We start from the raw sequence: 26,053 nt of genomic DNA, 5'->3' as shown, positions 1-26,053 counted from the left end.
AATCATACTTTATATATGAAAAAACATCTCGAAATCATCAGCAGCCTCCTCCTGCTTCTTACTGCCTTTATCTGGGGCATCGCATTTGTTGCGCAGAGCGTTGGCATGAAATATGTGGGACCGTGGACCTTTGTATTTTCCCGCTTCCTGATTGCAGCAATTCTCCTGATTCCGGTTTCCATGTTCAGTAGAAGACTGTATCAGCCTCCTGTCATGGGAGAGGAGAGTAGCGCAGATCCGGAACAGAAAGGTAAGGAGACGGCAGGTAATCAGGAAACAGGACAAATACAGAGGAGGCCCGGGACAGAAAAAGAGCCAAGTACACAAAGCGATCGAGTTATACAAAAAATACAAAGAACACAAGAAACAAGGGGAAAAAGGAAAAAGAGTGAGAAATGGAAGCTCCTGACTGGCGGACTGCTCTGCGGTATACTGCTGGGAGTTGCGTCTATTGCACAACAGACCGGCATTAAATATACTACGGTTGGAAAGGCAGGATTTATTACCGCACTCTATGTGATCCTGGTACCAATCCTCGGTATGTTTCTGGGCAAGCGCCCGCAGAAGAAAATCTGGTTCTGTGCGATTCTGGGAATCGTCGGTTTGTACCTGATTTCCATGAATGAATCTCTGCATATTGAAACCGGAGATGCACTGGTAATTCTATGTGCGTTTCTGTTTTCACTGCAGATTATGAGTGTGGATTATTATTCTGCCAGGGTAAATCCGGTTGAGCTTTCCAACATTCAGTTTTTTGGTGCTGCAGTAGTGGGACTGATCGGGATGCTCGTATTTGAGACACCGGATCTTTCGGCACTGGCGGCCGCTGCCGTACCGATCCTTTATGCCGGTATTTTTTCCAGCGCGGTTGGTTACACATTGCAGGTTGTGGCACAGAAATATACAGATCCAACGGTCGCCTCCTTACTTATGAGTCTGGAATCGGTTTTTTCCGCCTTATCCGGTTGGATGCTCCTCGGACAGAGGCTGAGCCCCAAGGAGCTGCTCGGATGTGTACTGGTCTTTATTGCGGTTATTATTGCACAGGTGCCGATCGAGAGAGTGTTTGGTAATAGGAGAGCAGAAGCTAAGAACTAAGGAAATTAATCTAACAGTAAGACGCTAATAGTAAAATTAAAGAAATTAAACAAAATAATGCTGCCGCGTTAAGGAGCATTATGCTGATATATCAGGATCTATATAAAGATCATGATATATCAGAATAAGGTTTCACGTGAAACATTTTGTCAGGTTTGACACCTCTATGTACTTAGAGTAAAATGTTCCACGTGAAACATTTTTTGTATTGGAAAATAGAGAACAGAAAAGTTCAGAGGTGATCATGGGACGTATCATTGCAATTACAAATCAGAAAGGCGGCGTTGGTAAGACAACGACAGCAATTAATCTTGCGGCAACTCTGGCTGAAGCAAATCAAAAGGTGCTTTTGCTGGATTTTGACCCTCAGGGAAACGCGACAAGTGGATTTGGTGTTGATATGAGCGAGGTAGAGCATAGTATTTATAATGCGCTTACCGGAGACTGTGATCTGTCTGAAACGATACTTGAGGATGTTATTGAAAATATGGATCTGATTCCTGCAGACATGGACCTCGCAGCAACAGATGTGGAATTTGTGGATGTAGATCGTAAGAACTATGTACTGAAGGATATTCTGAGACCATATAAGGAGCAATATAATTATATTTTGATCGACTGTCCTCCAAGTCTCGGAACGATTACTGTCAATGCACTTACCGCCGCAGATACGGTAATCATACCAATTCAGTGTGAGTATTATGCACTTGAGGGTCTGAAGCAGGTAATGGAAAGCATTCATATTGTACAGCAGCAGCTGAATCCGGATCTGAAGCTGGAAGGTATTGTCTTTACCATGTATGACAGCAGAAACCGGCTGTCACAGGACGTTGTAGATGCAGTGCGTCAGAATTTCAAGGGCAATATCTATGATACGATCATTCCACGGAATGTACGGCTTGCGGAAGCTCCCAGTCACGGGGAGCCGATTACCATATATGAGTCCTCGTCAAGCGGTGCGGAAAGCTATCGGAGACTTGCAGCTGAGGTTATGAGCAAGGGGGATGAACTGAATGGCTAAATCAAGACTTGGAAAGGGTGTGAGCAGTATCTTTGGCCCGGCTTCTGCATCTACGGAGGAGACAAAACCAAGGACACATTATAAGACCGTAGCCGAAAAGCGGAAAGAGGAGCTTGGAGAAGGTAATGAGGTCAGGCTCAGAGCTCCGGAGACGGAGGAACAGAAAGGAAAAAATGTGGCAGAGGGCGAGGGACAGGTCATGCTGAAGCTAAGTCTGATCCAGCCCAATGAAAATCAACCACGGAAATCCTTTGATGAGGATGACCTGGAGGAGCTTGCTGCCTCCATCCGTGCATATGGTGTTATTCAGCCTTTGATTGTAAAGAAGCAGGGACCGCTCTATGAAATTATTGCAGGAGAGCGCCGCTGGAGAGCTGCACGTATGGCAGGACTTAAGGAAGTTCCGGTTATTATCCGGGAGATGGATGAAAGAACCAGCCGTGAGATTTCCATTATCGAGAACATTCAGAGAGAGGATCTCAATGCGGTGGAGGAAGCACTCGCATATCAAAGCCTCATTACAGAATATGGTCTGACACAGGAGGAGGTTGCGGAAAAGGTCGCAAGGAAACGTTCGACCATTACCAACAGCCTGAGACTTCTGAAGCTGGAGCCGGAGATTCTGGAGATGCTGCGTGAGGGGAAAATCACGCAGGGACATGCGCGGGCGCTGCTTGGCATTGAGGATTCCGAGCTTCGGATCCGGATAGCGAGGAAGTGCGAGGAAGAAAATCTCAGTGTCCGTGAGATTGAAAATCTGGTAAAGCTGGATAAGCTTGCAAAGGAAAAAAAGGAAAAGAAGGCATCTCCGGAAGCAGAGGAAATGAAGCAGCTCAAGGCGATATACAAGGATCTGGAGAGAAAAATGAAATCAAGTCTTGGCACAAAGGTCTCGATTGTGCCTAAGGATACCCATAAGGGAAGGCTTGAGATTGAATATTACACACCGGAGGATCTGGACCGGATTTTTACCATATTAAATTCGGCTTCCGGCTCCTGAAATCCGGAGTCCTGGAGTGATTATGATGATAAATAGAGAGTATATCATGCTGGCGGCGACTGGGGCAGCCTTGCTACTGGCATTTATTTCACTGATTCTTGCCATCCGGGCAAATGCAAAATATAAGAGGCTCAGAAAGCAGTATGAGTTTTTTATGCGGGGAAAGGATGCGGAATCTCTTGAGGATTATTTCGTGGCACTGCAGAAGCATGTGGAAAATCTTGAGGATGAGGACCAGAAAAACAAGGAAATGCTTCGTATCCTGAACCGGAATATCCGTGCGTCCTTTCAGAAATTTGGCATGATCAAATATAATGCCTTTGGGGGAATCGGCGGTAATTTGTCATTCGCAATGGCTATGCTGGACTATACCAATACTGGCTTTGTGTTAAATTCCGTGTATTCCAAGGAAGGCTGTTTCCTGTACATCAAGGATGTAGATGCCGGAACCACGGAGGTTGAGCTCGGTGCGGAGGAGAAGCTTGCGCTTGAGCAGGCACTTGGATATCGGGAGAAACAGCAGCAGTGAAAAAACAGACGAAAAAACGTATTTACAGGATTCTTTTTATGAGCGGCATCTTTCTCGCCGCTCTCATTGTTTATTTTATATTCTCTTTCCGCTCGATGGAACGATCCAATACCGTGTACTCTACAATGGGGGATCCCAAGCTGCCGGTGATGTTTGTAAAGGAGCAGGATTTACTGATCAATCCGATGCATGCGTATCTGCAGGATATGGGAAATCAGGCGGCGAGGGACTCTATCACGGTACTTCCGGAGGATCGTAAGCTTGCACTGGTCATGCAGGACTATGACAGCAGCATTCAGACGGTACAGTATGAGATACGTTCACTGGATCTCAGCCATCTGATAGAAAACGGCACGGTGACAGATCTAGGCACCAGCGATGGTAAAACATCATTTACTGTGCCGATTCAGAACCTGATTGCAAAGGACCAGGAGTATCTTTTAAAGCTTACGGTGGATACTGGCGAGGATACGCTTAACTTTTATACGCGGATCTTGTGGACAGATCAAAATTATGCGGCGGATATGATTTCGCTTGCGAGGTCTTTTACCGAGAAATCCTTTGATAAGACTGCGGCGAGAGAGCTCACACAGTATATGGAAAGCAATGATACCGTGGATCAAACGGATCTCGGACATGTGACGATTCACTCGAGCTTTGACCAGATTACTTGGGGAAATACAGGCATGAAGCCTGACGGAGATTTTTACCTGACCGTCAAGGAGATGTCCGGAGTTATGGGAGAAATCCAGATCGTATATGAGTCAGAGTGCACATCAGACCAGGGAACGGTAACGAAATTCAGAAATGAAGATAATTATCTGCTGCGATATGATCCCCAGAGAATCTTTATGATGAATTTTGACCGGAGGACAGAGGAGCTTTTTGATGGATCCGGCGATCGGTTTAAGGATAACAGTATAGCGATCGGCATAGGAAGCGAGGAAGCGATCCAAACCCAGGCTTCGGATTCCGGGCAGTTTACTGCATTTACTACAGGAGATGCACTTTGGAGATACGATGCCTCGGATCACGGAGAGCTTACACAGATTTTTACCTATCGGGGGGAGAACGATAGTCTGAGATCTGATTACCGGGCACACAAAATCAGGGTTTTATCTGTGCAAAATAACGGTGATGTAAATTTCCTTGTTTATGGCTATATCAATCGTGGAAAGCATGAGGGTTATAACGGAATTGTATATTACACCTATGATAATTCAGAGGATACCGTTACAGAAAACTTCTTTATCCGAATCCCGGAAAACTATGAACAGATTGCGTGGAATGTTGAGCAACTCTCATATATCAGCAGCGGAGGAATGCTGTACCTCTATTATGAGGGAAGTATCTATGGTGTTGATATCAACAGCATGGAGGTAGTCACCATTGCGGAGGGACTTGAGCAGTCCGAATTTGCAAGCTCGGAGTCCGGCAGATATATTGCATGGCAGGATCCGGCGGCGTCTGACCGGTATCACAGTAGTAAGCTCATGTTTATGGATCTGGATTCTGACAACAGCTTTACAATTTCTCCGGATGGAGATAATGTAAGGATCCTTGGTTTTATAGGTGAGGATCTGGTTTATGGTCTGACAGAGGCTTCCGTGCAGGATACGTACACCACAATGCAGGAGGTTCCGGTCTCCAGAATCTGTATTGAGGATGCCGAACAGAACATAAAGACGGATTATCATAAGGAGGGTCTGGTCTTTGCCAATATTGAGGTAGGCGGCGGACGGATCCATTTTGATAAGCTAAATGCCGGAGATCTGTCAAAGCAAGGAGAAGACTCAATCATTTCCAATCTGGAGGGAGCGGATACGACAAAAGCTTCTGTGGAAAGTGAAAATTCCGGTGTAAAGCAGAAAATCTATCTGCTTAAGGTTAAAAATCTTGGGAAAAGGAGCGTTTCACTCCATACGCCAGAGCATCTATCTGTGGAAAAGACTTCCTCTATTGAGTTTACTGCAGATACAAAGAGCAGTGGACAGCTCTTTTATGCATGGTCTATGGGACATTTCCGCGGCAGAACACAATCCTTAAGAGAAGCATGGAATCTTATCTATGAGGATCAGGGCTATGTGACGGATCAGAATCAGCACATGATATGGAACCGGGATGATAAGGAAACAATTGTGCATATCAAGGACCCGGCATCTAAGGCACAGGAGCTCATAGAGAAGCTGCCGGAGCTTACCGGGCTTAATCTGTATGAGGATATGATCATGGTCAATGCTTCCGGTCTGGATCTTAACAGTGTGCTGTATTTTGTCGGGAAAGGAATACCGGTTGTGGCCTACAGCGGAGAGAGCTATCAGCTTGTCACGGGCTATGATCAGTTCAATATACGGCTTTATAACCCCGGCGACGGAACAGAGCAGTTGATGGGGAGAGAAGACGGAGAGAATTATTTTAAAGACCAGGGATATCATTTTGTGGCTTCGGTTCCGGTCAAAAACTGATGGAAGCTTACGGAAATATGGCATAAAAAAACGGGTCGGAGATCAATTCCGATCCGTTTTTTATGAGCTGCAAGCAATAAAGCTATAAGCCCTAACACAAGTACAGATTAAAAGCCAGGTTCCATGTTGTGAAACAGCAACTGTTTGTTTCCAGGCAGTAGATCGCGCGTATCCTACGGCTGCAGCAGGTCACTCAACCTGGCAAACTGCTCCAGTGTCAGTGCTTCTCCGCGGACTGTTGCCGGGAGACTCATCTTATCAAGAGCCTGCAAAATTACATCCTTTTGGAGTCCCGCACCATGAGAGAGCGAGTTCAAAAGAGTCTTCCGACGCTGACCAAAGGCTGCGCGGATCAGCTGAAACATAAACTTCTCATCCTGCACGTTAACCGGTGGCTCCGGGTAGCGCTTCAGGCGAATGACGGCAGAGCCGACATTTGGCCGCGGGATAAAACAGTTTGGCGGAACCTGCTGTACGATTTCCGGCTCGGCATAATACTGCACCGCGAGGGAAAGCGCTCCATAGTCCTTGCTTCCCGGTCCTGCCTTCATCCGGTCTGCAACCTCCTTCTGTACCATAACGGTAATGGATAAGATGGGAGCGAGACTTTCAAACAGCCCCATAATGATCGGCGTTGTGATGTAGTAAGGCAGATTGGCTACGACCTTGACAGGTTTCCCTGCATTATAGGTATCAATGACCTCATTGAGATCCAGCTTCAATACGTCATTATGCAGGATGGTAACATTTTCATAATCCTTCAGTGTAGATGTAAGAATTGGAATCAGGTTATCATCGATCTCGACCGTTACCACGTGACCGGCAGCCTCTGCCAGAGCCTGTGTCATGGTACCGATGCCGGGACCGATCTCGAGGACACAATCCTCCTTTGTAATTTCCGAGCTTGTAATGATCCGGTTCAGCACATTGGCATCAATCAGAAAGTTCTGACCGAAGCGCTTCTGAAAGCGGAATTCATTTTGCTGAATGATACGGATGGTTTCCTGTGGATTAATTAATTTCATCTTGTCCATAGTTCATCTGAATGATCCCTGTGGAGAACGCGTACCGCTTTTAACCTTTTAGCATTCAGAAGCATCTTGAATCTCATATAGCTTTCCACGGCATTGGCAAAGGATTCCTGTGTCGCAACAATCTTATCGGACAGTGTCAGGATATAAGCGAGTCTTGAGGTTGGCACGGAAGTAGCCAGCGGAAACATATGACTGCGGATGGCTTTCTTTTCCTTCTCGGAGAGCTTGTAGCCTTCCTTCTCGGAATTTTCCACAGCATCCTCCGGATGATAGAAGCAGTACATGCGGCCATTGTGCCCCACCGGATCTCCCTTACGGTAATCTACAAGACAGAAATCGTGCAGCAGACCGACTCTCGCAGCGCTGACGGAGTCCACACCGAACTTCGGAGCCATGTGATAAGCCATTTCTGCCACTCTGACACTGTGATCATAGGTGTTGGTGCTTCCATGTCTCGGAACAGCTTTTAACATCCGGTAATTTGGATTACTCGTGATATCAGAAAACTGTTCCGCAAATTGTATTGCATCATCGGATAAAACCATTGGCATCATTCCTTTCTATATAAACCCTTCCGCGGCTCTCCGGGGAAGGATCAACGAAACTGTGTTCTCTCAGGTATCAACAATATAAACGATTCTCATCCCGGAAACAAGAGAGTTTAGGAAATATTCATTGAAATATTATATATGCTGAAGCTTAAAAATGTGCATCAATCCAGGATAAAAGAGCTTGTTTCACTTCCTCCCGGTTGGTTTCCATCAGCATCTCATGACGTTTCCCCGGATAGATCCTGAGACTCACATCCCCGTGACCGGTGCCCTTAAGCCAGGCATAGACCTGGGCAGGACCGATGCCATAGTCCCCGACAGGATCGGCTCCGCCGCTGAAAATGTAGATGGGAATGTCGGGAACCTTTTTTGCCCAACTGCTCCCGGAAATTCCAAGAAGTCCCTTCAGAACATCAAAGCATGCACCAAGTGTAAGATGGCAGGCTAAGGGGTCGTGCTCATGCATCCGGCAGGTTTCCTCGTCCGTAGAGCACCAGGCATAGCTATTGACCGGATTGGAGATATCCTTTAAAAATATTTCTGCCATCTTGTTAGTGTATTTATGTCCGTCATACATGCTGCCGTGGATTTTATATTGCGTAGCGATATAAGAGTAAGCAATACGGGTTTTATAGCTTACACCGGCAGTTCCGGACAGAATCAGACCATCCAGCTCTTTAGGATATCTGGAAGCAAAATCTCTTGCAAGAAACGATCCCATAGAGTGACCGAACATGATCATGGGAAGTCCCGGAAACCATTTCTGTGCCAGGTGGTTCATACGACGCAGGTCATGGAGCATTGCCTGCCAGCCATCCTTCTCGCCAAAGGAACCGGATACATTGGCGCTGTGTCCATGTCCCTGCAGATCCTGTCGGATGACGATAAAGCCCTTTCTGGCAAGCTCCTCCGAGAGTGCATCATATCGACCGAGATGGCTTTGCATCCCATGGACAAGGTTGATGATGGCACGAGGCGCAGTTGTCTCATCCCGAAGCAGCACACAGTAGATTGTACCGACACCATTGGCAGCAGGCGCACGCCAGACTCTCTTTTCCATAATGACCTCCATAAAATATATGTTTATTAAAATAATTTTAGCATCAGGGACAGGAATTACAAGAATCACAATAGGTAAAATTCTTTGCATGGCGAGAATGCATAAGGTATAATACATAAATCGTGGAGGAACGACATGAAAAAACTTCTATATATAAATCAGAAAGATAGAGCGAAGCTTCGTACGGTGCGGTCAGTTGCAATACTGCAGAGGATCCGTCTTGAGGAGATACCGGAGGAGGAAGTCCGGGAGCTGCCGGAGGATGCCGAGATGATGCGGATGAGCGGCTTTACCGGAGAGGAAATGCGGCAGTTCCTTGGAGCACTGCGCAGAAATGGGGTTACAGTAAATTTAAAATGTGTGGAAACGGAAACAAATCGCGAATGGAGGCTGAAAAGGCTTTATGAGGAGCTTCTGGAGGAGCACACAACGATGAACAACAGGAAAGAACAGTGAGAGCCATGGAAAACAATAAAAATAATCCATTTATAGAGATTGTAGATCATAAGGTAACGGAGCTTCCGGATCCCAAGAAGGATAAAGATAAGGATCAGGATAAGGATCAGGATAAGTATACGACCAAGCTGCAGGATGAGCCGCAGGACATAGAATCAGAGGGAAATCCTGAGGTACAGTCTGACATAAAAACCGAAATAAAATCTGAGGCAAAACAGGAAAAACATCATAAGCATGCCGGACACAGCAGGGATCAGAAGGAACCGGAAGAAAAAAAGCCAGGTGTGCTAAGTGAAATTATCGAGTGGATCAAGATCCTTGTGTTTGCAGCGGTAGCGGCATTTCTGCTTAATAACTTTGTTATCGCCAATTCCACTGTACCGACAGGCTCAATGGAAAACACCATCATGGCTGGCTCCCGGGTATTTGGTTCGAGACTGAAGTATACCTTTGGGGATGTTGCGAGAGATGATGTGGCAATTTTTATTTACGGCTATACCTGCCGGAACTGCGGTGCAGAGTACCGGGAGACGGATGCCGGCGTATGTCCCAACTGCGGACAGGCAGACAGCAAGAACCGCGTGATTTATTATGTAAAGCGTGTGATTGGCATGCCGGGGGATCATATTGAAATCAAAAAAACCGGAGAGGTGGATGCTTCCGAGATCTCCAAGCTTCCGGTTAAATCATCCACAGGTAAGGTCCCGGTCGGTACCCTGTATGTCAATGGAGAAGCTAAGGAAGAGGTATATCTGCCGGAGCCGATGATTTGTGATGGAAATCAGTTCCCGGAGGTGGATGTTACCGTGCCGGAGGGCTGCTACTACATGCTGGGCGACAATCGTAATAATTCGATGGACGCAAGATACTGGGGCAGCAATAATTTTGTGAAGCGCGACCGGATGATCGCCAAGGTTTATGTGAAGTACTGGCCTCTAAGTGAAATGGGCATAGTGCATTGATTCTGTATAGATAGAATCGGCATAACATTTTTCACAGATTGGTCACAGTAGACCGATACTATGGTGCTTATAAAATTTTGCGGTGTTTTAGAGCTGCGTGAAAGAAAGGAAAATCATTATGTCAAAAACAGATGGTCAGAAGCTGGAAGAAAAGCTCTGCTATACAATAAAAAATATCGGTATGGAACGTCCGGAGGCTATTGAAAAAGCGGAAGAGTTCTGCGAGGGATATAAGAAATTTCTGAACCACTCCAAGATTGAGAGGGAGTGCGTCAAATATACCATCGGTCTTGCGGAGGATGCCGGATATGTACCTTTTGAAAGGGGCAGGAAATACGTACCCGGAGATAAGGTATACTACAATAACCGCGGCAAAAACCTGATCCTTACGACCTTTGGACAAAATCCGCTGGATCAGGGTGTGCACTTTAATATTGCGCATATTGATTCTCCGAGACTGGATTTAAAGCCAAATCCTCTATATGAGAAGGATGAGCTTGCATACTTCAAAACGCATTATTATGGCGGTATCCGGAAATATCAGTGGGGGACCACGCCGCTTGCCCTGCACGGAAGAGTGATGCTTAAGGATGGCAGTGCTGTAGATCTTCATATCGGAGAGGAAAAGGATGATCCGGTGTTTGTGGTAACGGATCTTTTGCCGCATCTTGCAGCAAAGCAGAATCAGCGTACGCTTGCTGAGGGACTGCGTGGCGAGGAGCTCAACATCCTTGTAGGCTCCACACCGATTCAGGATGATAAGGTAAAGGCTGCTTTTAAGCTGAAGGTGCTCTCCATCCTGAATGAGCGCTTTGGCATGACAGAGGAGGATTTCCTAAGAGCGGAGCTTACGCTGGTACCGGCACAGAAGGCAGTCGATGTTGGTCTGGACCGCTCCATGGTGGGTGCATACGGACAGGATGACAAGGTATGCGCGTATACAGCGCTGATGGCTGAGCTTTCAGCGGAGAAGCCTGCATTCACAACCGTCACCTTGCTGACGGACAAGGAGGAAACCGGCTCGCAGGGCGCCACTGGTATGGCTTCGGATATGCTCCTTCATTATATGGAGGATCTTGTTGAGTGCGAAGGGGAACGTGTACGGGATGTGCTTCGGAAATCCATGTGCCTGTCTGCAGATGTCAATGCTGCATATGATCCGACCTTTGCCGATGTGTTTGAGGCGCAAAACTCATGCTACCTCAATAAGGGACCGGTACTTACCAAGTATACCGGTGCGCGTGGAAAATCCGGCTCCAATGATGCTTCTGCGGAAACCATGTACCGCGTGATCCGCTGCCTGGAGGATGAGGATGTCATGTGGCAGATCGGAGAGCTTGGAAAGGTAGATGCAGGCGGCGGCGGAACCATCGCCATGTTTATTGCGGATATGAATGTGGATACGGTGGATCTGGGAGTTCCGGTGCTTGCCATGCATGCGCCCTTTGAGATTACCTCCAAGCTGGATGTCTATTATACATACCGTGCCTTCCGGGCGTTTAACCGGTAAAGGGATTGACAATTGCTGACAGCGCTCGTACAGTAATAGGGTTTATGCGGGTACATCTGCGAGAGCTTCGTATATCGTAAAATGTATATCGACAGCGCAGGAAAATATAACAGGAGATCATAAAAATGAAAAAAAGAACAATACTCATTGCTGCAGCAGCAGTTTCCATGGTGATTGCGGCAGCGGGCTGTGGAAAATCCACTCCGGATGCGGCTAAAACCATACAGGCGGCAGACACTGCTACAGCAGATGATGTAGCAACCTCATCGGAAATATCCGAGGACAATCCGGAAGTGAAAAAGATGGAAGCTACGGAAAAGCCAAAAGCACCGGCACTTTCCAAGATGGGTACCATTACGATGCCGGATTTCAGTACAATTGAGGTTACAACGGCACCGGAAACCGTGGTAGATGATGAAATGGTGAATCAGCAGATTCAGTACATCCTTCCGCAGCACCTGATGGAAGTCGATGGTCCGGCAGAGGAAGGAGATACCGTCAATATTGACTATGAGGGTACGATCAATGGAGAAGCCTTTGATGGAGGCTCCTCCAAGGGATATGATCTTAAGCTTGGTTCCGGAAAATTCATCCCTGGATTTGAGGATCAGCTGGTTGGAGCTAAGGCTGGCGATAAGGTTACGGTGAATGTGACATTTCCGGCGGATTATCAACAGGCGGATCTTGCAGGAAAGGCTGCACAGTTTGCGGTTACTGTAAATACCATCAAGAGAGTACCCACAGAGCTTACCGATGAGTGGGTTAAGAGCTATGATCAGACGACGGCTCAGACAGCGGATGAATTCCGCCAGCAGATAAAAGAAATGCTGGAGGCAAACTATGATTACCAGTATCACAGCTATATCCAGCAGGAAGCCCTGCAGCAACTGGTGGATCAGTCTGATATCACTCTCTCAGATGAGATGAAGCAGTATGGCATCGACTTTATGATCTATAGTAATGTCCAGCAGGCAAAGCAGTATGGTGTGGGACTTGCAGATTATCTTAATCAGTATAATCAGTACGGCATAAGCTTAGATGACTTCAAGAAGGAGATGGAATCCGAGGGCGAGCAGTACGCAAAGCAGTACTTCATCCTCAAGCAGATTGCCAAGGATCAGGGCATTGAAGCAACGGATGCGCTGATTGACAAGCTGGCGGATGATATGACCACAATGTCAGGAACCACCTATAACCGTATCAAGCTGATCGAGCAGTATGGTGGAGAGACCGTTAAAAATGAAGTTGTGAATAATGCGGTCCTGGAGTATCTCGAGGGTCAGGTCAAGGTTACGGTGCAGGATGAAGCTGCGGCAGAAACAGATGCAGCGGCTTCAGCGACAGAGGCAGCCGCAGAAACAGAAGCTGCCGCAGCATCAGAGAGCAGTGCCGCAGAGAATATAGCTGTGGGGACAAGCAGCGCAGCGGTTGAAACCGCCAACATCGGCGAAACCACAGCTGCTGCTGAAACTACAGCGGCTGCAAATTAAGTTGTATAAAGAGGATTCCATCATATGGGGTCCTCTTTTTTTATACTCTTTTTTACGTCATGCCGGAAAGATTGAGAAATCACAGGGGGTATGCTAAGATAAGTGCATAAACATGTGGAATAGTGCACATAATGTGGACAAGAATGTGGATAAGTTGAGAAAATCCTCTGAAAAATTCAGTTTTTCTGATAAAATCAAGGATCTGAATGTGGATAACTCATAGGAAGCAGAGTGATAAAGGAACATGGAAAAGCTCAGTAAGAGGGAAAAGAAAATACGGAAGCTTGAAAAAAAGCTTCAGAAGCTTAAGGATAAAGAATATAAAAAGAACAGCAGTGATGTCATGGAGCTTACCGTTCAGAAGGTAACAATACCCAAGCTCATAGATCTTCCATCCTACAGGAACGATGAGACAGCTCCGGAACCGATGCCAATGCCACCTGAGGAAGCAGCGGGTGCAGCAGAGCCGTCGGAATCGCTATCCATGCCATTTCAGGAGACTACGATGGATGCAGCTGCAAAACCAGAGCCGTTACCTTTGCCACTGAAAGATAAGGAGATGAATGGAGCAGCAGCGCCCAGGGGATCTGATGCTGTGAGTACGCAGGTGCTTGATCATCCTACGACAGACAAAAAGGTAGACGAAAAAGAAGACGAAAAAGAAGAAAAGTCCTCAGAAGCAGGGGCTCAAGATATCAAAACTATGGCAGAAAAGAGCGTATATGAAAAAATCCTGGAGCAGGCGCGGGAGACAGATAAGAGAAGACCTGTGTATACGACAGGGTATTTCCGTAGTATACGCATGATCTTTACAGCTTTTTTTGCGGATCCGCAGGCAACACTTTCCGCACAGCTTACAGATCCGGATCATCGTGCAGCGTGGACCTTTTTTATGACAGGAGTGGCGGCTTTTTTAGCCGGAGGACTGCTTTCCGGAGGTATTGCGTCAGGTCTGCAGGCGGCTGTGCTGTATACCATATATATGATGATCTATCCGTTTCTGGTTGCGATTGTCTCAGGAGCAGGACGAAATGTAGGCATCCGGGATATCCTTTCCGTATTTTGGGTGTCGGGGATTTTTATCGACTGCGTGCATGTTTTTTCGGTGCTCTGCATGCTGATGGGACTTTGGTTTCTTGCGATTGTTGCGGAGATCCTTGCACTTCCGCTTGGCATTGTATTTAATTATATGGCGACCACAGCAGTCTATGGGGGAGACAATAAGAGAGCGATCCGTACGACCATCATTGCCTTGGTTACGTTCATGCTTCTTATGATTGCCGCAGGATTTCTGCTGATTGCCGTCTCGATTATCAACAGCGCGCTCGGACAGATGATGGATGGCGGCTTTAATATACCGGCACTCATTGAGTTTATCCTGCAATATGTAAAGTGATGCTTGCAGACCTATTGCTAAAAACATATAATATCGTTATATGAAATATAATTTGTCATGAACTAATGACGAGGAGGAAAAATTCATTATGAAAAAGAAACTGATCGCAGTTATGGTGGCAGCATCCATGACAGCATCGCTTGCGGCATGTGGTTCCTCGGCTGGCACAACTACAACTACCGGCGCAGCGGAAACTACAGCACAGGCGGCAGAGACAGGCAGTGCGGCAGAAACGAGTGCTGCTTCTGCGGAAACAACCGAGGCAGCTAAGGATGCCAAGGAGACAAGCGGAGAGATGCCGGATGGTACAGGAAAGAAGATTGGTATTATAACCGATACCGGCGGAGTGCATGATGGATCTTTCAACCAGTCTGCCTGGGAAGGACTGCAGAGAGCACAGAAGGATATGGGCATCGAGGCTCAGTATCTTGAGTCCAAGACCGATGCAGACTATATCCCTAATATTGAAGCATTTGTAGATGAAGACTATGATATGATCATCTGCGTTGGATATGCACTTGCGGATGCACTGAAGCAGGAGGCAGAGGCTAATCCGGATGTGCAGTTCGCAATCATTGATGATGCGTCTCTTGCGGATGAGCCAAATGTAACTTCTCTTACTTTTGAGCAGTCACAGGCATCCTATCTTGTCGGCTATGTTGCAGGTAAGACCACCAAGACCAATAAGGTGGGATTTGTACTGGGTATGTCCACAGATATCATGAACCAGTTCGGATATGGCTATGTTGCCGGTGTACTGGATGCTAATCCGGATGCAACGGTGCTTCAGAACAATGCCAACAGCTTTTCAGATACGGCTGCCGGAAAGACTGCGGCAACACAGATGATTACCAATGGCGCAGACGTAATCTTCCATGCAGCCGGCGGTACAGGACTTGGTGTCATTGAAGCCTGCAATGAAGCTGGCATCTGGGCAATCGGTGTTGATTCGGATCAGTCCAGCCTGGCTCCGGAGCATGTCCTTACTTCCGCTATGAAGAGAGTGGACAATGCAGTTTATGATGTTTCCAAGGAAACCGTAGAAGGCAAACTGAGTGGCGGAGTCAAGGTTTACTCTCTTGCTGATGAAGGTGTGGATCTGGCTCCTACGACAAATAATATTGATCCGGCTGTCCTTTCCGAGGTACAGGAGATCAAGCAGCAGATCATCGATGGCAAGATTACCGTACCAAAGACCAAGGAAGAGTTTGAGGCAAAGTACGGCAATGTATATGAGCTGGATGACTAATTCAGAAATTAGAAAGAGCTGAGACTTGCCTGTACATGATGCAGTGGCAAGAGGATGCTTCGTAAAAAAGTATAGAAAGACCGGTTCCTGCGGGATCCGGTCTTTTTGTATGCAGGATGTGAGTATATCTTTTGCCGCTGCCATTTTTGCATTTTGAAAATGATGAAACAAAAGAGACCAGAACTCACCTGCAATGCTGGCTGGACCTCCATGTTTTTCCGGATTTTATTCGTATCAAAAGTACAGTAAAAAATCCTGTGATAAAAATATGATAAAGACTATTGTTTTCTATAGACTTTTATCGTAAAAAGTTGGATACTAGATATCTGAAAAGGTTATGGCTTTTATGAGGTGAAGATATGAGAAATATAAGTATGGAACGCGTGGAGAAGACACGTGAGACAATGCTGGAAACGGTGAAGAGTCCAACACTGACGCACGAGCAGAAGGTCGCGACGATGGCCAATCTTGCGGATTCTCTCCTGGAGGTTATGGATCTGCCGGATGGTCTGGATGAGCTTTTAAATCAGCCGATAGACAAGCAGTGCATCTGTGATTTAAGTGAAGGACATGCACCGCTCCGCCCGAGATATATTATCCCGGATTATGCCAAATTTATGAAGGAAGGATCTGGCTTCCTTAATCTGGAAGCGCCTAAGGATCTATTTGAAGCAATCAATGATCTTCTGATCTTTTATCGTCATGTCCCGTCCGTTACCAATTTCCCGGTATATGTCGGCGCACTGGATAAGCTTCTGGATCCCTTTGTACAGGATATGGATGAGGAGCTTGCGTATAAGCTGATCCGTCTGTTTTTCATTAATATGGACCGTACCATACTGGATTCGTTTTCTCATGGAAATATCGGACCGGAGGACACCAAGGCAGGCAGAATTATATTAAAGGTCATTGCAGACACGAAGGATGCAGTCCCTAATATGACGATGAAGTATGACGAGGATATCACGCCGGATGCATTCGCAATTGAATGCGTACGGGCGGCACTTGCTTCCGCGAAGCCAAGCTTTGGAAATCACAGGATGTTTAAGTCGGAGCTGGGAGAGGACTATGTCATTGCCTCCTGCTACAATGGACTTAAATATGGCGGCGGATCCTATACACTGGTGCGCCTGATCCTTGGAAACATTGCAAAGCGCGCGAAGGATACGGAGGATTTTCTTAAAAACCAGCTCCCATATGTGATGGATATCCAGGCAAGATACATGGACGAGCGGATCCGCTTTATCGTGGAGGAATCCGGATTTTTTGAGAACAATTTTCTTGCCAAGGAGGGATTTATCCATCGGGATAAGTTTACGGCAATGTATGGTCTGGTTGGTCTTGCGGAAGCGGTGGATATCCTGCTTGCGAAGGAAGGACATCCGGAGTGGAGATTTGGTCATAGTGATGAGGCAACCAGATTAGGTATCCGGATTATGGATGCGATCGAGGATTTTAATAATCATCACTATAACAAGTACTGCGAGGCTACGGGAGGACATTTCCTCTTGCATGCACAGGTGGGCATTGCTTCCGATATCGGCGTGACTCCGGGAACCCGGATCCCGATCGGTGAGGAACCGGAAAATCTGGTGGATCAGCTCAATATCCTGAGTCATTTCCATCATTACTTCCCGTCCGGAACCGGTGACATCTTCCCGATTGATATGACAGTGCACAGAAATCCGGAATATGTGCTGGATATTGTCAAGGGCTCCTTCCGTAAAAATCTCCGGTATCTGTCATTCTACGCGGCAGACTCTGATGTCATCCGCATTACCGGATATCTGGTCAAGAAGTCGGAGATCGAGAAGCTGGAGCATGGGCAAAATGTAAAGCATGACACCACAGCGCTTGGTATGGGTGCAAAGCATAACGGGCATATCCTGGAGCGTAAGGTGAGATAAACCAGGGAAACAATATTGGATTTAGAAACACGATTTATTTAGAAATAATATTTGCAGGGAGGCAGTATGATCCGGAAGTCATACTGCCTTTTCTGATAGCTAAAGAAAGAGGGAGTTATGAATCAGGATCCCAGATTTCAGGGGAAGCATTACCCTGTAAACAAGATTATTCCGTTCAGCTCGGTGGACGGACCAGGCAACCGCACGGCGGTATTTGTCCAGGGCTGTAACTTTAACTGCAGATATTGTCATAATCCGGAGACCCGGGAGCTATGCATCAACTGCGGCGAGTGTGTCAAAGCCTGTCCGGCAGGAGCGCTTGGTATGCAGGACGGACTGGTTTTATTTGATCCGGCAAAATGTGTCTCCTGCGATACCTGCATTCACATCTGCAAGCATAATGCAAGTCCCAGGATCCGGTGGATGACGGCAGAGGATGTGCATCGGGAGATCCTTAAAAATGTGCCATTCATCCGTGGAGTGAGTGTATCCGGAGGCGAATGTACGTTTTACCCGGAGCTGCTCCACGATCTCGCGGTGCTGTGTAAGCGCGACGGACTTGGATTTCTGCTGGACTCCAATGGGATGTATGACTTCAGTGAGGATCCGGCGGGGCTTCTGCCGGTGATTGACGGAGTTATGCTGGATGTGAAGGCGTGGAGCGCCGAGGATCATCAGAGGGTGACAGGCTGTGATAATGCACTGGTACGTAAAAATATCAGGGCGCTGGGGGAGCGTGGGAAGCTGTTTGAGGTGAGGACCGTTGTGGTTCCGGAGCTTTTTCATGTGGAGGAAACCATCGTGGAAACGGCAAGAGCCATCCGACCGTATCTTGCGATTGCACGGGCGCAGAAGCATTCGGAGGTGCAGGACATCCGGTACAAGATCATAAAGTACAGACCGATGGGAGTCCGGAAGGAGTATCAGGAAATGTGCCCGCCGGAGGATGCGTATCTTAAGCAGCTTGCGGAGCTTGCCCGGAAAGAAGGTATTAGAGATACCATTATAATTTAAAGCTGTGAGAAGGTTTCATTTTATGTTATGATGGGGATAGAATTTTACAGGAAAAGATATTACCGTGATGCTTCAATATGAATCACAGGGAATTTAAAGGGGAACAGACAAATGAAAAGCAATATGGATGCAGATACCGTTGCGATTCAGATGAAGGATATCGTCAAGAAGTTCGGTAACTTTGTCGCCAATGATCATATCAATCTGACGGTGCACAAGGGTGAGGTTCATGCGATCCTTGGTGAGAATGGCGCGGGTAAGTCAACGCTCATGAATATTTTATACGGCATGTTCCGCCCGACCTCCGGTCAGATTTTTATTAACGGGACGGAGCAGGTGATCGCCAATCCGGAGAAGGCCATAGCGCTGGGAATCGGCATGGTGCATCAGCATTTCATGCTCGTACCGCCGTTTACGGTTACGGAAAACATCATCCTGGGCGCAGAGCCGGTGAAGGGGATGACCGTGGATCTCAAGACGGCACGAAAGAAAATTGTGGAGCTGTCGGAGAAATACAGCCTGAAGGTGGACCCGGATGCCAAGGTAGAGGATATTTCAGTTGGCATGCAGCAGCGTGTCGAGATCCTGAAGGTCCTGTATCGTGGCGCAGACATCCTGATTCTGGATGAGCCGACGGCTTCGCTTACGCCACAGGAGATTGATGAGCTTATGCTGATTATCCAGCATCTTACGGCAGCGGGGAAGTCTGTCATTTTGATTACGCATAAGCTTAAGGAAATCAAGCAGTCTTCCGATTACTGCACGATTATCCGCCGTGGTAAGTACATTGATACAGTCAAGGTGTCCGATGTTTCCGAGGATGATCTTGCCGCGCTGATGGTAGGACGCCGGGTCTCCTCCAAGGTGGATAAAAAGGAGCAGGAGCCTGGCGAAGTCGTGCTGGAGGTAAAGGATCTGCATGCCAGGGATTACCGTGGTGTGGAGGTACTGAAGGGCTTGAATCTTACGGTCCGGGCGGGAGAGATCCTGGGCCTTGCCGGTATCGACGGTAACGGTCAGTCACAGCTTGTGGAAATCCTTACCGGTCTTGGTAAGGCAAGCTCCGGAGAAGTACTGATGCATGGAGAAAATATTGTAAATCATACGCCGAAATATATTTTTGAGAAGGGCGTTTCCTCCATCCCCGAGGACCGGCAGAAGCACGGTCTTGTACTGGATTTTTCTGTGAAGGAAAATCTGATTCTGCAGAATTTTTCCAAGGAGCCGTATGCAAGGCATGGAATCCTTAATCAGAAGGTGATCCGGGAGCATGCCACGGAGCTGATCCGGGATTTTGATATCCGCCCGGTGGGCTGCGAGGACCGTCTGGGTGGAGCACTGTCCGGTGGTAATCAGCAGAAGGTTATCATTGCGCGCGAGGTCACCAATGACAAGGACCTCCTGATTGCCTTTAACCCGACGCGAGGTCTGGATGTCGGCGCGATTGAGTTTGTCCATAAGTATCTTGTCCAGCAGCGGAACAAAGGGAGAGCGATCCTGCTGATCTCCTTTGAGCTCGATGAAATTATGGGACTCTCGGATCGGATTAATGTAATTTTTGACGGTAAAATAGACGGAGCGATGAGCGGCAAGGATGCGGATGAATACAAGCTCGGTCTTTTGATGGCAGGAGGTAAGACAGAATGAAAAAGAAAATATTGGACAGCGCTGCGCTCTATACCATTATATCCATTCTGATCGGATTTCTGGTGGGAGCGGTTCTGCTTCTCTGCATCGGCATCAGTCCTGCCAAGGCATATGCAAAGCTTATCTCAGGTGTTTTCAGTAAACCGAAGTTCATTGTTTACAGTATCGTTTACGCGGCGCCGCTGATTTTTACAGGTCTCTCCGTTGCGTTCTCCTTCCGTACTGGTATCTTTAACATCGGTGCCGAAGGACAGTACGTCGTCGGATCTCTGGCTGCGGTAGTTGTGGGGATCCTGGTGCCGATTCCGGGACCGTTGCATGCGATTGTCTGTATCCTGGCAGCAGCACTGGCAGGTGCCGCCTGGGGTGCTATTGTCGGTGTACTGAAGGTGAAGAAGGGCATCAATGAGGTCCTCTCCTATATCATGTTTAACTGGATTGCCTTTTATCTCTCCAACTATGTAGTAAATATCAAGGCAATTCATACGGATCAGGGTGCTGAGGCAAGCAAAAATATCCTGGACAGCGCTTCCATCAAGATGCCTAAGGCGATTGTGCAGCTGACCGGATGCGGAGATATCCACTGGGGCATCGTGATGGCTGTGGTTGCAGCGGTCCTGATCTGGTTTCTGATGAGCAAGACGACGCTTGGATATGAGCTCAGGGCGGTTGGATTTTCCAAAACCGCATCCGAATATGCCGGCATCAGCGTAAACCGCATTTTCCTTTTGTCCATGTCGATCTCCGGACTTCTGGCAGGTCTTGGCGGTGCCGTGCAGACCCTTGGCATGGCAGGACGTGTATCACAGTTTGCGTCTCAGGAGCAATACGGTTTCCAGGGCATAACGGTTGCACTGGTCGGAGCGACACATCCGATCGGATGCATTTTTTCAGGACTTTTTTACGGAGCAATGAAATACGGCGGAAACAAGCTTACCGTAGTCAATGTGCCGACAGAGGTTGTAAATATCATCATGGGTACCATCATTATCTTTATTTCGATCTCCCATGTATTTAAAGCAATCCTTCAGAAAGCACTGTTAAAGAACGGAGGGAATCAATAATGCTTCTATCTAATCTCGGACTTCTGATTAATGCCATGCTGGTTTCCACACCTCCGCTTTTACTGGCAGGTCTTGGATCCTGCTTTTCCGAGCGGTCCGGTGTCATCAATATCGGTATCGAGGGCATGATGACGATCGGAGCCTTTGTCGGAGCTGTGGTTGCCTACTATACGCATAACGGCTGGATCGGATTTTTTGCCGGCGGTCTCGCCGGGGCAGTGCTTGGTCTGTTGCATTCCGGAGTGTGCATCAGCCTTCATGCCGACCAGACGATCGCCGGAACAGCGATTAACTTTATCGGACCGGGACTTGCGGTATTTCTGTGCAGTGCGATCTTTGACGGCTCGACAGATACACCGGCACTGGATCCGAGTTGGAAGCTGCCGAAGCTTTTTGCAGGTCTGTTTCCGGCAGGCTCCTTTGGATACAATGTATTTGCATCCTATGTGGTGGCATATATTTCCTTTGTGCTTGCGATAGTCTGCTGGTTTATCTTTTTTAAAACCAGATTCGGTATGAGACTCCGGGCAGCAGGTGAGCATCCGGAAGCCTGCGAAACCCTGGGTATCAATGTATATAAGGTGCGCTATATCTGCGTCATCACCTCGGGCTTTTTATCCGGACTTGCAGGCGCCTTTGTGACACTTGCGACCGTATCCCAGTTCCGTCCGTCGGTTATTGTAGGACAGGGATTTATCGCCATTGCAGCAGTCATTTTTGGTAAGTTCACGCCGCAGGGTACGTTCCTCGGCTGTGTGATCTTCGGCTTCTGTAATGGTGTCCGGTCTCTGATCGGAAGCTCCAATATCATTTCGCCAAATCTTTTGTCCATGATCCCGTATATTGTCACGATACTGACGCTGATTCTCTTTGTCGGTGCAGGACATGTACCTGCGGCAAACGGCAAGATATTTGTCCGGAACAAATAAAGGAATGTAAAGAAAAGATGTAATTACAAGGATGTATTGGGAAACCGCTGCGGGTAAGACTCGCAGCGGTTTTTTGCAGACTTTTGCAGGCAGCGTTTACGCTTTTGGGCAGACGCACAGCGGTTTTTACATAACACTTGCCTTTTCCATGGCAATCTTATATAATGCTCAAAGTTAATTACATCAGGGGAGGCAGTCAGCTGCCTCTTTTTTTTCAGTATAAAGGAGAAAGCATGATCGCTGCGAGCAACATCACCTATCGTGTAGGCAAAAAGGCTCTGTTTGAAGATGTCAATATCAAATTTACAGAAGGAAACTGTTACGGTGTGATCGGTGCCAATGGTGCCGGTAAGTCAACGTTTTTAAAGATTCTTTCCGGTGCGCTGGAGCCGACCAGCGGTGAGATCGTGATCACACCCGGACAGCGTCTCTCCGTACTGGAGCAGGATCAGTTTAAGTATGATACTTATACTGTGCTGGATACCGTCATTATGGGTAACAAGCGTCTCTATGAGATCATGAAGGAAAAGGATGCAATCTATGCAAAGCCGGATTTCTCAGATGAGGATGGTATGCGGGCGGCAGAGCTGGAAGCGGAATTTGCTACAATGGATGGCTGGAATGCGGAAGCGGACGCGGAAACCATGCTTAACGGACTGGGCATTGCTACAGACCTCCATTATAAGCAGATGTCCGAGCTCAAGGGATCAGAAAAGGTTAAGGTGCTCCTTGCCAAGGCGCTGTTTGGCAATCCTGATATCCTGCTTCTGGACGAGCCGACCAACCATCTGGATTTAAACTCCATCGAGTGGCTGGAGGATTTCCTGATCAACTTTGAAAATACTGTGATCGTTGTATCCCATGACCGGTATTTCCTCAATAAGGTATGTACCAGCATTGCGGATATCGACTATGGCAAGATCACATTGTTTGCCGGAAACTATGACTTCTGGTTTGAGTCTTCCCAGCTGATTGTGCGTCAGCAGAAGGAAGCAAACCGTAAGAAAGAAGAAAAAATTAAGGAGCTGCAGGAATTTATCCAGAGATTCTCCGCCAATGCTTCCAAATCCAAGCAGGCGACCTCCCGTAAGAGAGCACTGGAAAAAATCGAGCTGGATGATATCAAGCCATCCTCCCGTCAGTATCCGTATATCCGTTTTACGCCGAACCGTGAGATCGGAAATGATGTGCTGGAGGTACGCAACCTCACAAAGACGATCAACGGTGTCAAGGTTCTTGACAATATCAGCTTTAACCTGAACCGCACCGATAAGGTTGCGCTGGTTGGTCCCAACGAGCTTGCCAAGACCACACTGATGCAGATCATCTCCGGTGAGATGGAGCCGGATTCCGGAGACTATAAGTGGGGACTTACGACCACCCAGTCCTATTTCCCAAAGGATAATTCCCGGGAGTTTGCCTCCGAGGATACGATTGTAGAGTGGCTGACGCAGTATTCTCCGGACAAGGATACGCAGTATGTCCGCGGATATCTCGGCAGAATGCTTTTTAAAGGTGATGACGGAGTTAAAAAGGTTAACGTACTCTCCGGTGGAGAGAAGGTCCGCTGTATGCTGTCCAAGCTGATGATCAGCGGTGCCAATGTCATCATCCTGGATGAGCCGACGGATCACCTGGATATGGAGTCCATTTCTGCATTGAATGACGGACTCAAGCAGTTCCCGGGCGTGATTATTTTCGCATCCCGTGATCATCAGGTTGTTGAGACCACGGCAAACCGCATCATGGAAATCATTGACGGACATCTTGTAGATAAGATGACAACCTATGACGAGTATCTTGCATCGGATGAGGAGATCAAAAAGAGATTTACCTTTACGGTTTCTGACGATGATGCAACGGATAACTGATGTATATACAATGATCTAAAATGAACCAATAAAGTATGAAATAGCGTAAAAAGGAAGTTGGAGAGCATTGCTTTCCGGCTTCTTTTTGCTTAAAATCAAAGGTAAACGCTGAACAGTTTTCTGTAAAAGGCGGTTAGAAGAGGGGGACTTGAAATGAAAAAAGAACTTCCTTTTTTTTACGTTGGTGATTCTTATGGGGGCAACCAGGACTGGTGCCTGGATCATATCATGCAGCTTGGGGGCTGTGGTGCGATTACCGCGCTGGACAGCTCTATTTATTTTGCGCTTCGGAGAAACCATAAAAATCTTTATGATGGAGATCTCAAAAAGCTTGATAAGGAAAGCTATATCCAGCAGGCAGAGCGGATGAAGCCGTATCTGCATCCGAGATGGACCGGGATTGACAAGCTGTATCTCTTTACGGAGGGATATGGACAATACCTTGCAGATCATCATGAACATGGCATCGCTATGGAGGAATATGACGGGGACAATGATCTGCATGACACTAAAGAGGTCGTGATGCGCCAGATTGATGCAGGGATGCCCATCCCTTGTCTTATTTTAAATCACCGGAATCCGGAGATGGAGGATTATGTCTGGCATTGGTTTCTCCTGATCGGCTATGAAGCTGATGATGCGGATCCGCTGGGACCGGATTTCAAGGTAGAGACAGTCACGTACTCCGAGGGTCGGTGGATTTCCTTTGAGGATCTCTGGAATACCGGTTATCCTGTAAAGGGTGGGCTGATTCTGTTCCACGAAACAAAGTGATTTATACAAGATGCAGCATAATGAGATGCTTCAGGATCGGAAGCATTCGACTACTATGCAAAGTATTTCGTCTACAGGAGTGGTTTACAGAGTCTGTACATGGGGCGCGTACGGTATTATAAAAGCCCCATACTGGACAGATTCATAAACTCCCTCATTTCATTGGTGACCCATTTGTCTTTATGATAAAAGACCTGCCGGTACATCGTGACGTCAAAGTCCCGGACCTTGAGCTCCCGGAGTTCTCCCCGCCGGATGGAATCCTCGACGGCAAAGTACGGTAGAAAGGACAGAGCCTTGTTTTCACGGATGAGGTGAATGATGACCTCCGTGTCGCCGGTCTCAAAAAAGGGACGGATGCTCATTCGCTCGGCTGCGAGGGTCTGCTCCAGAGCATAGCGGTAGTTGCTGTTTTTTTCCGTGAGAAAGAAGGGCTGATGGACAAGGTCGCTTAGGTGAATGTCGGTCTCGTGCACAATGTCGGCATCCGGTGCCGCAACAAAAACCACGGGTTCCGCCTCCTCCTGCACCTTGATCCAGTTATTGTCATAGATCCGGCGGTCCAGAAAATACGCGATATCCACCTGATTATGATCCATCATGTCGGTGAGCTCCTGCGGAGAACCGGTTTTTACCTCGAGAGAAACCTCGGGGTAATTTTCATAGAAGTACTTGATGATGGCAGGAAATTTATAGGAGAGCAGCGACTCCAGCGTGCCGATGGTCAGTTTATGTTCCTGAAGCTTGGGATTACCCAAGGCGGTATGTACATCGTCTACCTTACGGAGGATTTCATTGGCATAGATGAGAAACTCCTTTCCGGGAGGGGTCAGCTCGACATGCTTCCCTACACGGTCAAAAAACTTAGTGCTGAACTCCTGCTCCAGCTGTCGGATCTGGATTGTGACGGCAGCCTGGGTATAGCCCAGAGCCTCGGCAGCCTTGGAGAAGCTTTGCAGCTCTACAATTTTTACAAATGAGTTTAACTGTCTTATTTCCATAAAATTTCACCCCGGATGTAAGTTT

General features: G+C 47.5%; 22 protein-coding genes. 18 read left to right on the top strand and 4 right to left on the bottom strand.

Annotated elements, in window-relative coordinates; genetic code table 11:
• Positions 1-15: 15 nt before the first annotated feature.
• From ACTNEN_RS08960 to ACTNEN_RS08940, 5 genes are all read left to right on the top strand, one after another.
• Positions 16-1,098, top strand: a complete 1,083-nt coding sequence (locus ACTNEN_RS08960; RefSeq protein WP_441205957.1) for a DMT family transporter — start codon at positions 16-18, stop codon at positions 1,096-1,098.
• Positions 1,099-1,342: 244 nt separating this feature from the next.
• Entirely contained in the window at positions 1,343-2,119 is a 777-nt protein-coding gene (locus ACTNEN_RS08955) for a ParA family protein (RefSeq protein WP_441205956.1), read from the top strand.
• A complete protein-coding gene (locus tag ACTNEN_RS08950; RefSeq protein ID WP_441205955.1) occupies positions 2,112-3,119 on the top strand; it encodes a ParB/RepB/Spo0J family partition protein in 1,008 nt (335 codons plus the stop codon). The genes ACTNEN_RS08955 and ACTNEN_RS08950 overlap by 8 nt, the downstream gene beginning before the upstream one ends.
• A gap of 22 nt (positions 3,120-3,141) precedes the next feature.
• The gene (locus ACTNEN_RS08945) at positions 3,142-3,648 is read left to right on the top strand and encodes a DUF4446 family protein (protein WP_441205954.1); all 507 of its coding nucleotides are present in this window, start codon (positions 3,142-3,144) and stop codon (positions 3,646-3,648) included.
• Positions 3,645-6,113 (top strand): hypothetical protein, encoded by a 2,469-nt coding sequence (locus ACTNEN_RS08940; RefSeq protein WP_441205952.1) that lies wholly within the window; start codon positions 3,645-3,647, stop codon positions 6,111-6,113. The genes ACTNEN_RS08945 and ACTNEN_RS08940 overlap by 4 nt, the downstream gene beginning before the upstream one ends.
• Before the next feature lie 173 nt (positions 6,114-6,286).
• On the opposite strand, the gene rsmA is transcribed toward ACTNEN_RS08940, so the two are convergent.
• From rsmA to ACTNEN_RS08925, 3 genes are all read right to left on the bottom strand, one after another.
• Positions 6,287-7,138: a 16S rRNA (adenine(1518)-N(6)/adenine(1519)-N(6))-dimethyltransferase RsmA gene (gene rsmA, locus ACTNEN_RS08935; RefSeq protein WP_441205951.1), complete on the bottom strand. Its 852-nt coding sequence runs from the start codon at positions 7,136-7,138 to the stop codon at positions 6,287-6,289.
• Positions 7,135-7,692, bottom strand: coding sequence for an HD domain-containing protein (locus ACTNEN_RS08930; RefSeq protein ID WP_441205949.1), 558 nt, complete (start codon positions 7,690-7,692; stop codon positions 7,135-7,137). The genes rsmA and ACTNEN_RS08930 overlap by 4 nt, the downstream gene beginning before the upstream one ends.
• A 154-nt stretch (positions 7,693-7,846) precedes the next feature.
• Positions 7,847-8,758 carry an alpha/beta fold hydrolase gene (locus ACTNEN_RS08925; RefSeq protein WP_441205948.1) on the bottom strand — a complete coding sequence of 304 codons (912 nt, stop codon included), beginning with the start codon at positions 8,756-8,758 and terminating at the stop codon, positions 7,847-7,849.
• A gap of 135 nt (positions 8,759-8,893) precedes the next feature.
• Between ACTNEN_RS08925 and ACTNEN_RS08920 the strand changes: the two genes are divergently transcribed.
• The 13 genes from ACTNEN_RS08920 to ACTNEN_RS08860 all read left to right on the top strand — a co-directional run bounded on the left by ACTNEN_RS08920 (position 8,894) and on the right by ACTNEN_RS08860 (position 25,027).
• A complete protein-coding gene (locus ACTNEN_RS08920; RefSeq protein WP_441205946.1) occupies positions 8,894-9,214 on the top strand; it encodes a DUF3783 domain-containing protein in 321 nt (106 codons plus the stop codon).
• A gap of 5 nt (positions 9,215-9,219) precedes the next feature.
• The gene (gene lepB / locus ACTNEN_RS08915) at positions 9,220-10,176 is read left to right on the top strand and encodes a signal peptidase I (protein WP_441205945.1); all 957 of its coding nucleotides are present in this window, start codon (positions 9,220-9,222) and stop codon (positions 10,174-10,176) included.
• Between the two features lie 115 nt (positions 10,177-10,291).
• Positions 10,292-11,686, top strand: coding sequence for an aminopeptidase (locus tag ACTNEN_RS08910; protein WP_441205978.1), 1,395 nt, complete (start codon positions 10,292-10,294; stop codon positions 11,684-11,686).
• 125 nt (positions 11,687-11,811) lie between these two features.
• Positions 11,812-13,176 (top strand): trigger factor, encoded by a 1,365-nt coding sequence (tig, locus tag ACTNEN_RS08905; RefSeq protein WP_441205944.1) that lies wholly within the window; start codon positions 11,812-11,814, stop codon positions 13,174-13,176.
• Between the two features lie 244 nt (positions 13,177-13,420).
• Entirely contained in the window at positions 13,421-14,572 is a 1,152-nt protein-coding gene (locus tag ACTNEN_RS08900; protein ID WP_441205943.1) for a hypothetical protein, read from the top strand.
• Between the two features lie 88 nt (positions 14,573-14,660).
• Entirely contained in the window at positions 14,661-15,821 is a 1,161-nt protein-coding gene (locus tag ACTNEN_RS08895; RefSeq protein WP_441205941.1) for a BMP family lipoprotein, read from the top strand.
• A 359-nt stretch (positions 15,822-16,180) separates the two neighbouring features.
• Positions 16,181-17,728, top strand: coding sequence for a YjjI family glycine radical enzyme (locus tag ACTNEN_RS08890; protein WP_441205940.1), 1,548 nt, complete (start codon positions 16,181-16,183; stop codon positions 17,726-17,728).
• A 117-nt stretch (positions 17,729-17,845) separates the two neighbouring features.
• Positions 17,846-18,742 carry a YjjW family glycine radical enzyme activase gene (locus ACTNEN_RS08885; RefSeq protein WP_441205938.1) on the top strand — a complete coding sequence of 299 codons (897 nt, stop codon included), beginning with the start codon at positions 17,846-17,848 and terminating at the stop codon, positions 18,740-18,742.
• A 111-nt stretch (positions 18,743-18,853) separates the two neighbouring features.
• Positions 18,854-20,389: an ABC transporter ATP-binding protein gene (locus ACTNEN_RS08880; RefSeq protein WP_441205937.1), complete on the top strand. Its 1,536-nt coding sequence runs from the start codon at positions 18,854-18,856 to the stop codon at positions 20,387-20,389.
• Positions 20,386-21,453, top strand: a complete 1,068-nt coding sequence (locus ACTNEN_RS08875) for an ABC transporter permease (RefSeq protein ID WP_441205935.1) — start codon at positions 20,386-20,388, stop codon at positions 21,451-21,453. Before ACTNEN_RS08880 ends, ACTNEN_RS08875 begins: the two co-directional genes overlap by 4 nt.
• Positions 21,453-22,382: an ABC transporter permease gene (locus ACTNEN_RS08870; protein WP_441205934.1), complete on the top strand. Its 930-nt coding sequence runs from the start codon at positions 21,453-21,455 to the stop codon at positions 22,380-22,382. Before ACTNEN_RS08875 ends, ACTNEN_RS08870 begins: the two co-directional genes overlap by 1 nt.
• Positions 22,383-22,615: 233 nt before the next feature.
• Positions 22,616-24,253, top strand: coding sequence for an ABC-F family ATP-binding cassette domain-containing protein (locus ACTNEN_RS08865; protein ID WP_441205932.1), 1,638 nt, complete (start codon positions 22,616-22,618; stop codon positions 24,251-24,253).
• 153 nt (positions 24,254-24,406) lie between these two features.
• The gene (locus ACTNEN_RS08860; protein WP_441205931.1) at positions 24,407-25,027 is read left to right on the top strand and encodes a hypothetical protein; all 621 of its coding nucleotides are present in this window, start codon (positions 24,407-24,409) and stop codon (positions 25,025-25,027) included.
• A 116-nt stretch (positions 25,028-25,143) separates the two neighbouring features.
• Here the strand turns inward: ACTNEN_RS08860 and ACTNEN_RS08855 are convergent, their stop codons facing one another.
• Positions 25,144-26,028, bottom strand: a complete 885-nt coding sequence (locus tag ACTNEN_RS08855) for a LysR family transcriptional regulator (RefSeq protein WP_441205930.1) — start codon at positions 26,026-26,028, stop codon at positions 25,144-25,146.
• Between the last annotated feature and the right edge of the window lie 25 nt (positions 26,029-26,053).

This window comes from Oribacterium sp. HCP28S3_H8, from assembly GCF_052064775.1.
Taxonomy (GTDB): domain Bacteria; phylum Bacillota; class Clostridia; order Lachnospirales; family Lachnospiraceae; genus Oribacterium.
Note: the sequence above shows the minus strand (reverse complement) of the source record. Positions and strands in the feature narration are given on the sequence as shown.

Coding starts and splice junctions, on each gene's coding strand:
- ACTNEN_RS08860 (WP_441205931.1), top strand. CDS start 24,407: ATGAAAAAAGAACTTCCTTTTTTTTACGTTGGTGATTCTTATGGGGGC.
- ACTNEN_RS08900 (WP_441205943.1), top strand. CDS start 13,421: ATGGAAAAGCTCAGTAAGAGGGAAAAGAAAATACGGAAGCTTGAAAAA.
- ACTNEN_RS08945 (WP_441205954.1), top strand. CDS start 3,142: ATGATGATAAATAGAGAGTATATCATGCTGGCGGCGACTGGGGCAGCC.
- ACTNEN_RS08855 (WP_441205930.1), bottom strand. CDS start 26,028: ATGGAAATAAGACAGTTAAACTCATTTGTAAAAATTGTAGAGCTGCAA.
- ACTNEN_RS08885 (WP_441205938.1), top strand. CDS start 17,846: ATGAATCAGGATCCCAGATTTCAGGGGAAGCATTACCCTGTAAACAAG.
- ACTNEN_RS08870 (WP_441205934.1), top strand. CDS start 21,453: ATGCTTCTATCTAATCTCGGACTTCTGATTAATGCCATGCTGGTTTCC.
- ACTNEN_RS08930 (WP_441205949.1), bottom strand. CDS start 7,692: ATGGTTTTATCCGATGATGCAATACAATTTGCGGAACAGTTTTCTGAT.
- lepB (WP_441205945.1), top strand. CDS start 9,220: ATGGAAAACAATAAAAATAATCCATTTATAGAGATTGTAGATCATAAG.
- ACTNEN_RS08865 (WP_441205932.1), top strand. CDS start 22,616: ATGATCGCTGCGAGCAACATCACCTATCGTGTAGGCAAAAAGGCTCTG.
- ACTNEN_RS08890 (WP_441205940.1), top strand. CDS start 16,181: ATGAGAAATATAAGTATGGAACGCGTGGAGAAGACACGTGAGACAATG.
- ACTNEN_RS08950 (WP_441205955.1), top strand. CDS start 2,112: ATGGCTAAATCAAGACTTGGAAAGGGTGTGAGCAGTATCTTTGGCCCG.
- ACTNEN_RS08920 (WP_441205946.1), top strand. CDS start 8,894: ATGAAAAAACTTCTATATATAAATCAGAAAGATAGAGCGAAGCTTCGT.
- ACTNEN_RS08925 (WP_441205948.1), bottom strand. CDS start 8,758: ATGGAAAAGAGAGTCTGGCGTGCGCCTGCTGCCAATGGTGTCGGTACA.
- ACTNEN_RS08955 (WP_441205956.1), top strand. CDS start 1,343: ATGGGACGTATCATTGCAATTACAAATCAGAAAGGCGGCGTTGGTAAG.
- ACTNEN_RS08875 (WP_441205935.1), top strand. CDS start 20,386: ATGAAAAAGAAAATATTGGACAGCGCTGCGCTCTATACCATTATATCC.
- tig (WP_441205944.1), top strand. CDS start 11,812: ATGAAAAAAAGAACAATACTCATTGCTGCAGCAGCAGTTTCCATGGTG.
- ACTNEN_RS08880 (WP_441205937.1), top strand. CDS start 18,854: ATGAAAAGCAATATGGATGCAGATACCGTTGCGATTCAGATGAAGGAT.
- ACTNEN_RS08960 (WP_441205957.1), top strand. CDS start 16: ATGAAAAAACATCTCGAAATCATCAGCAGCCTCCTCCTGCTTCTTACT.
- ACTNEN_RS08895 (WP_441205941.1), top strand. CDS start 14,661: ATGAAAAAGAAACTGATCGCAGTTATGGTGGCAGCATCCATGACAGCA.
- rsmA (WP_441205951.1), bottom strand. CDS start 7,138: ATGAAATTAATTAATCCACAGGAAACCATCCGTATCATTCAGCAAAAT.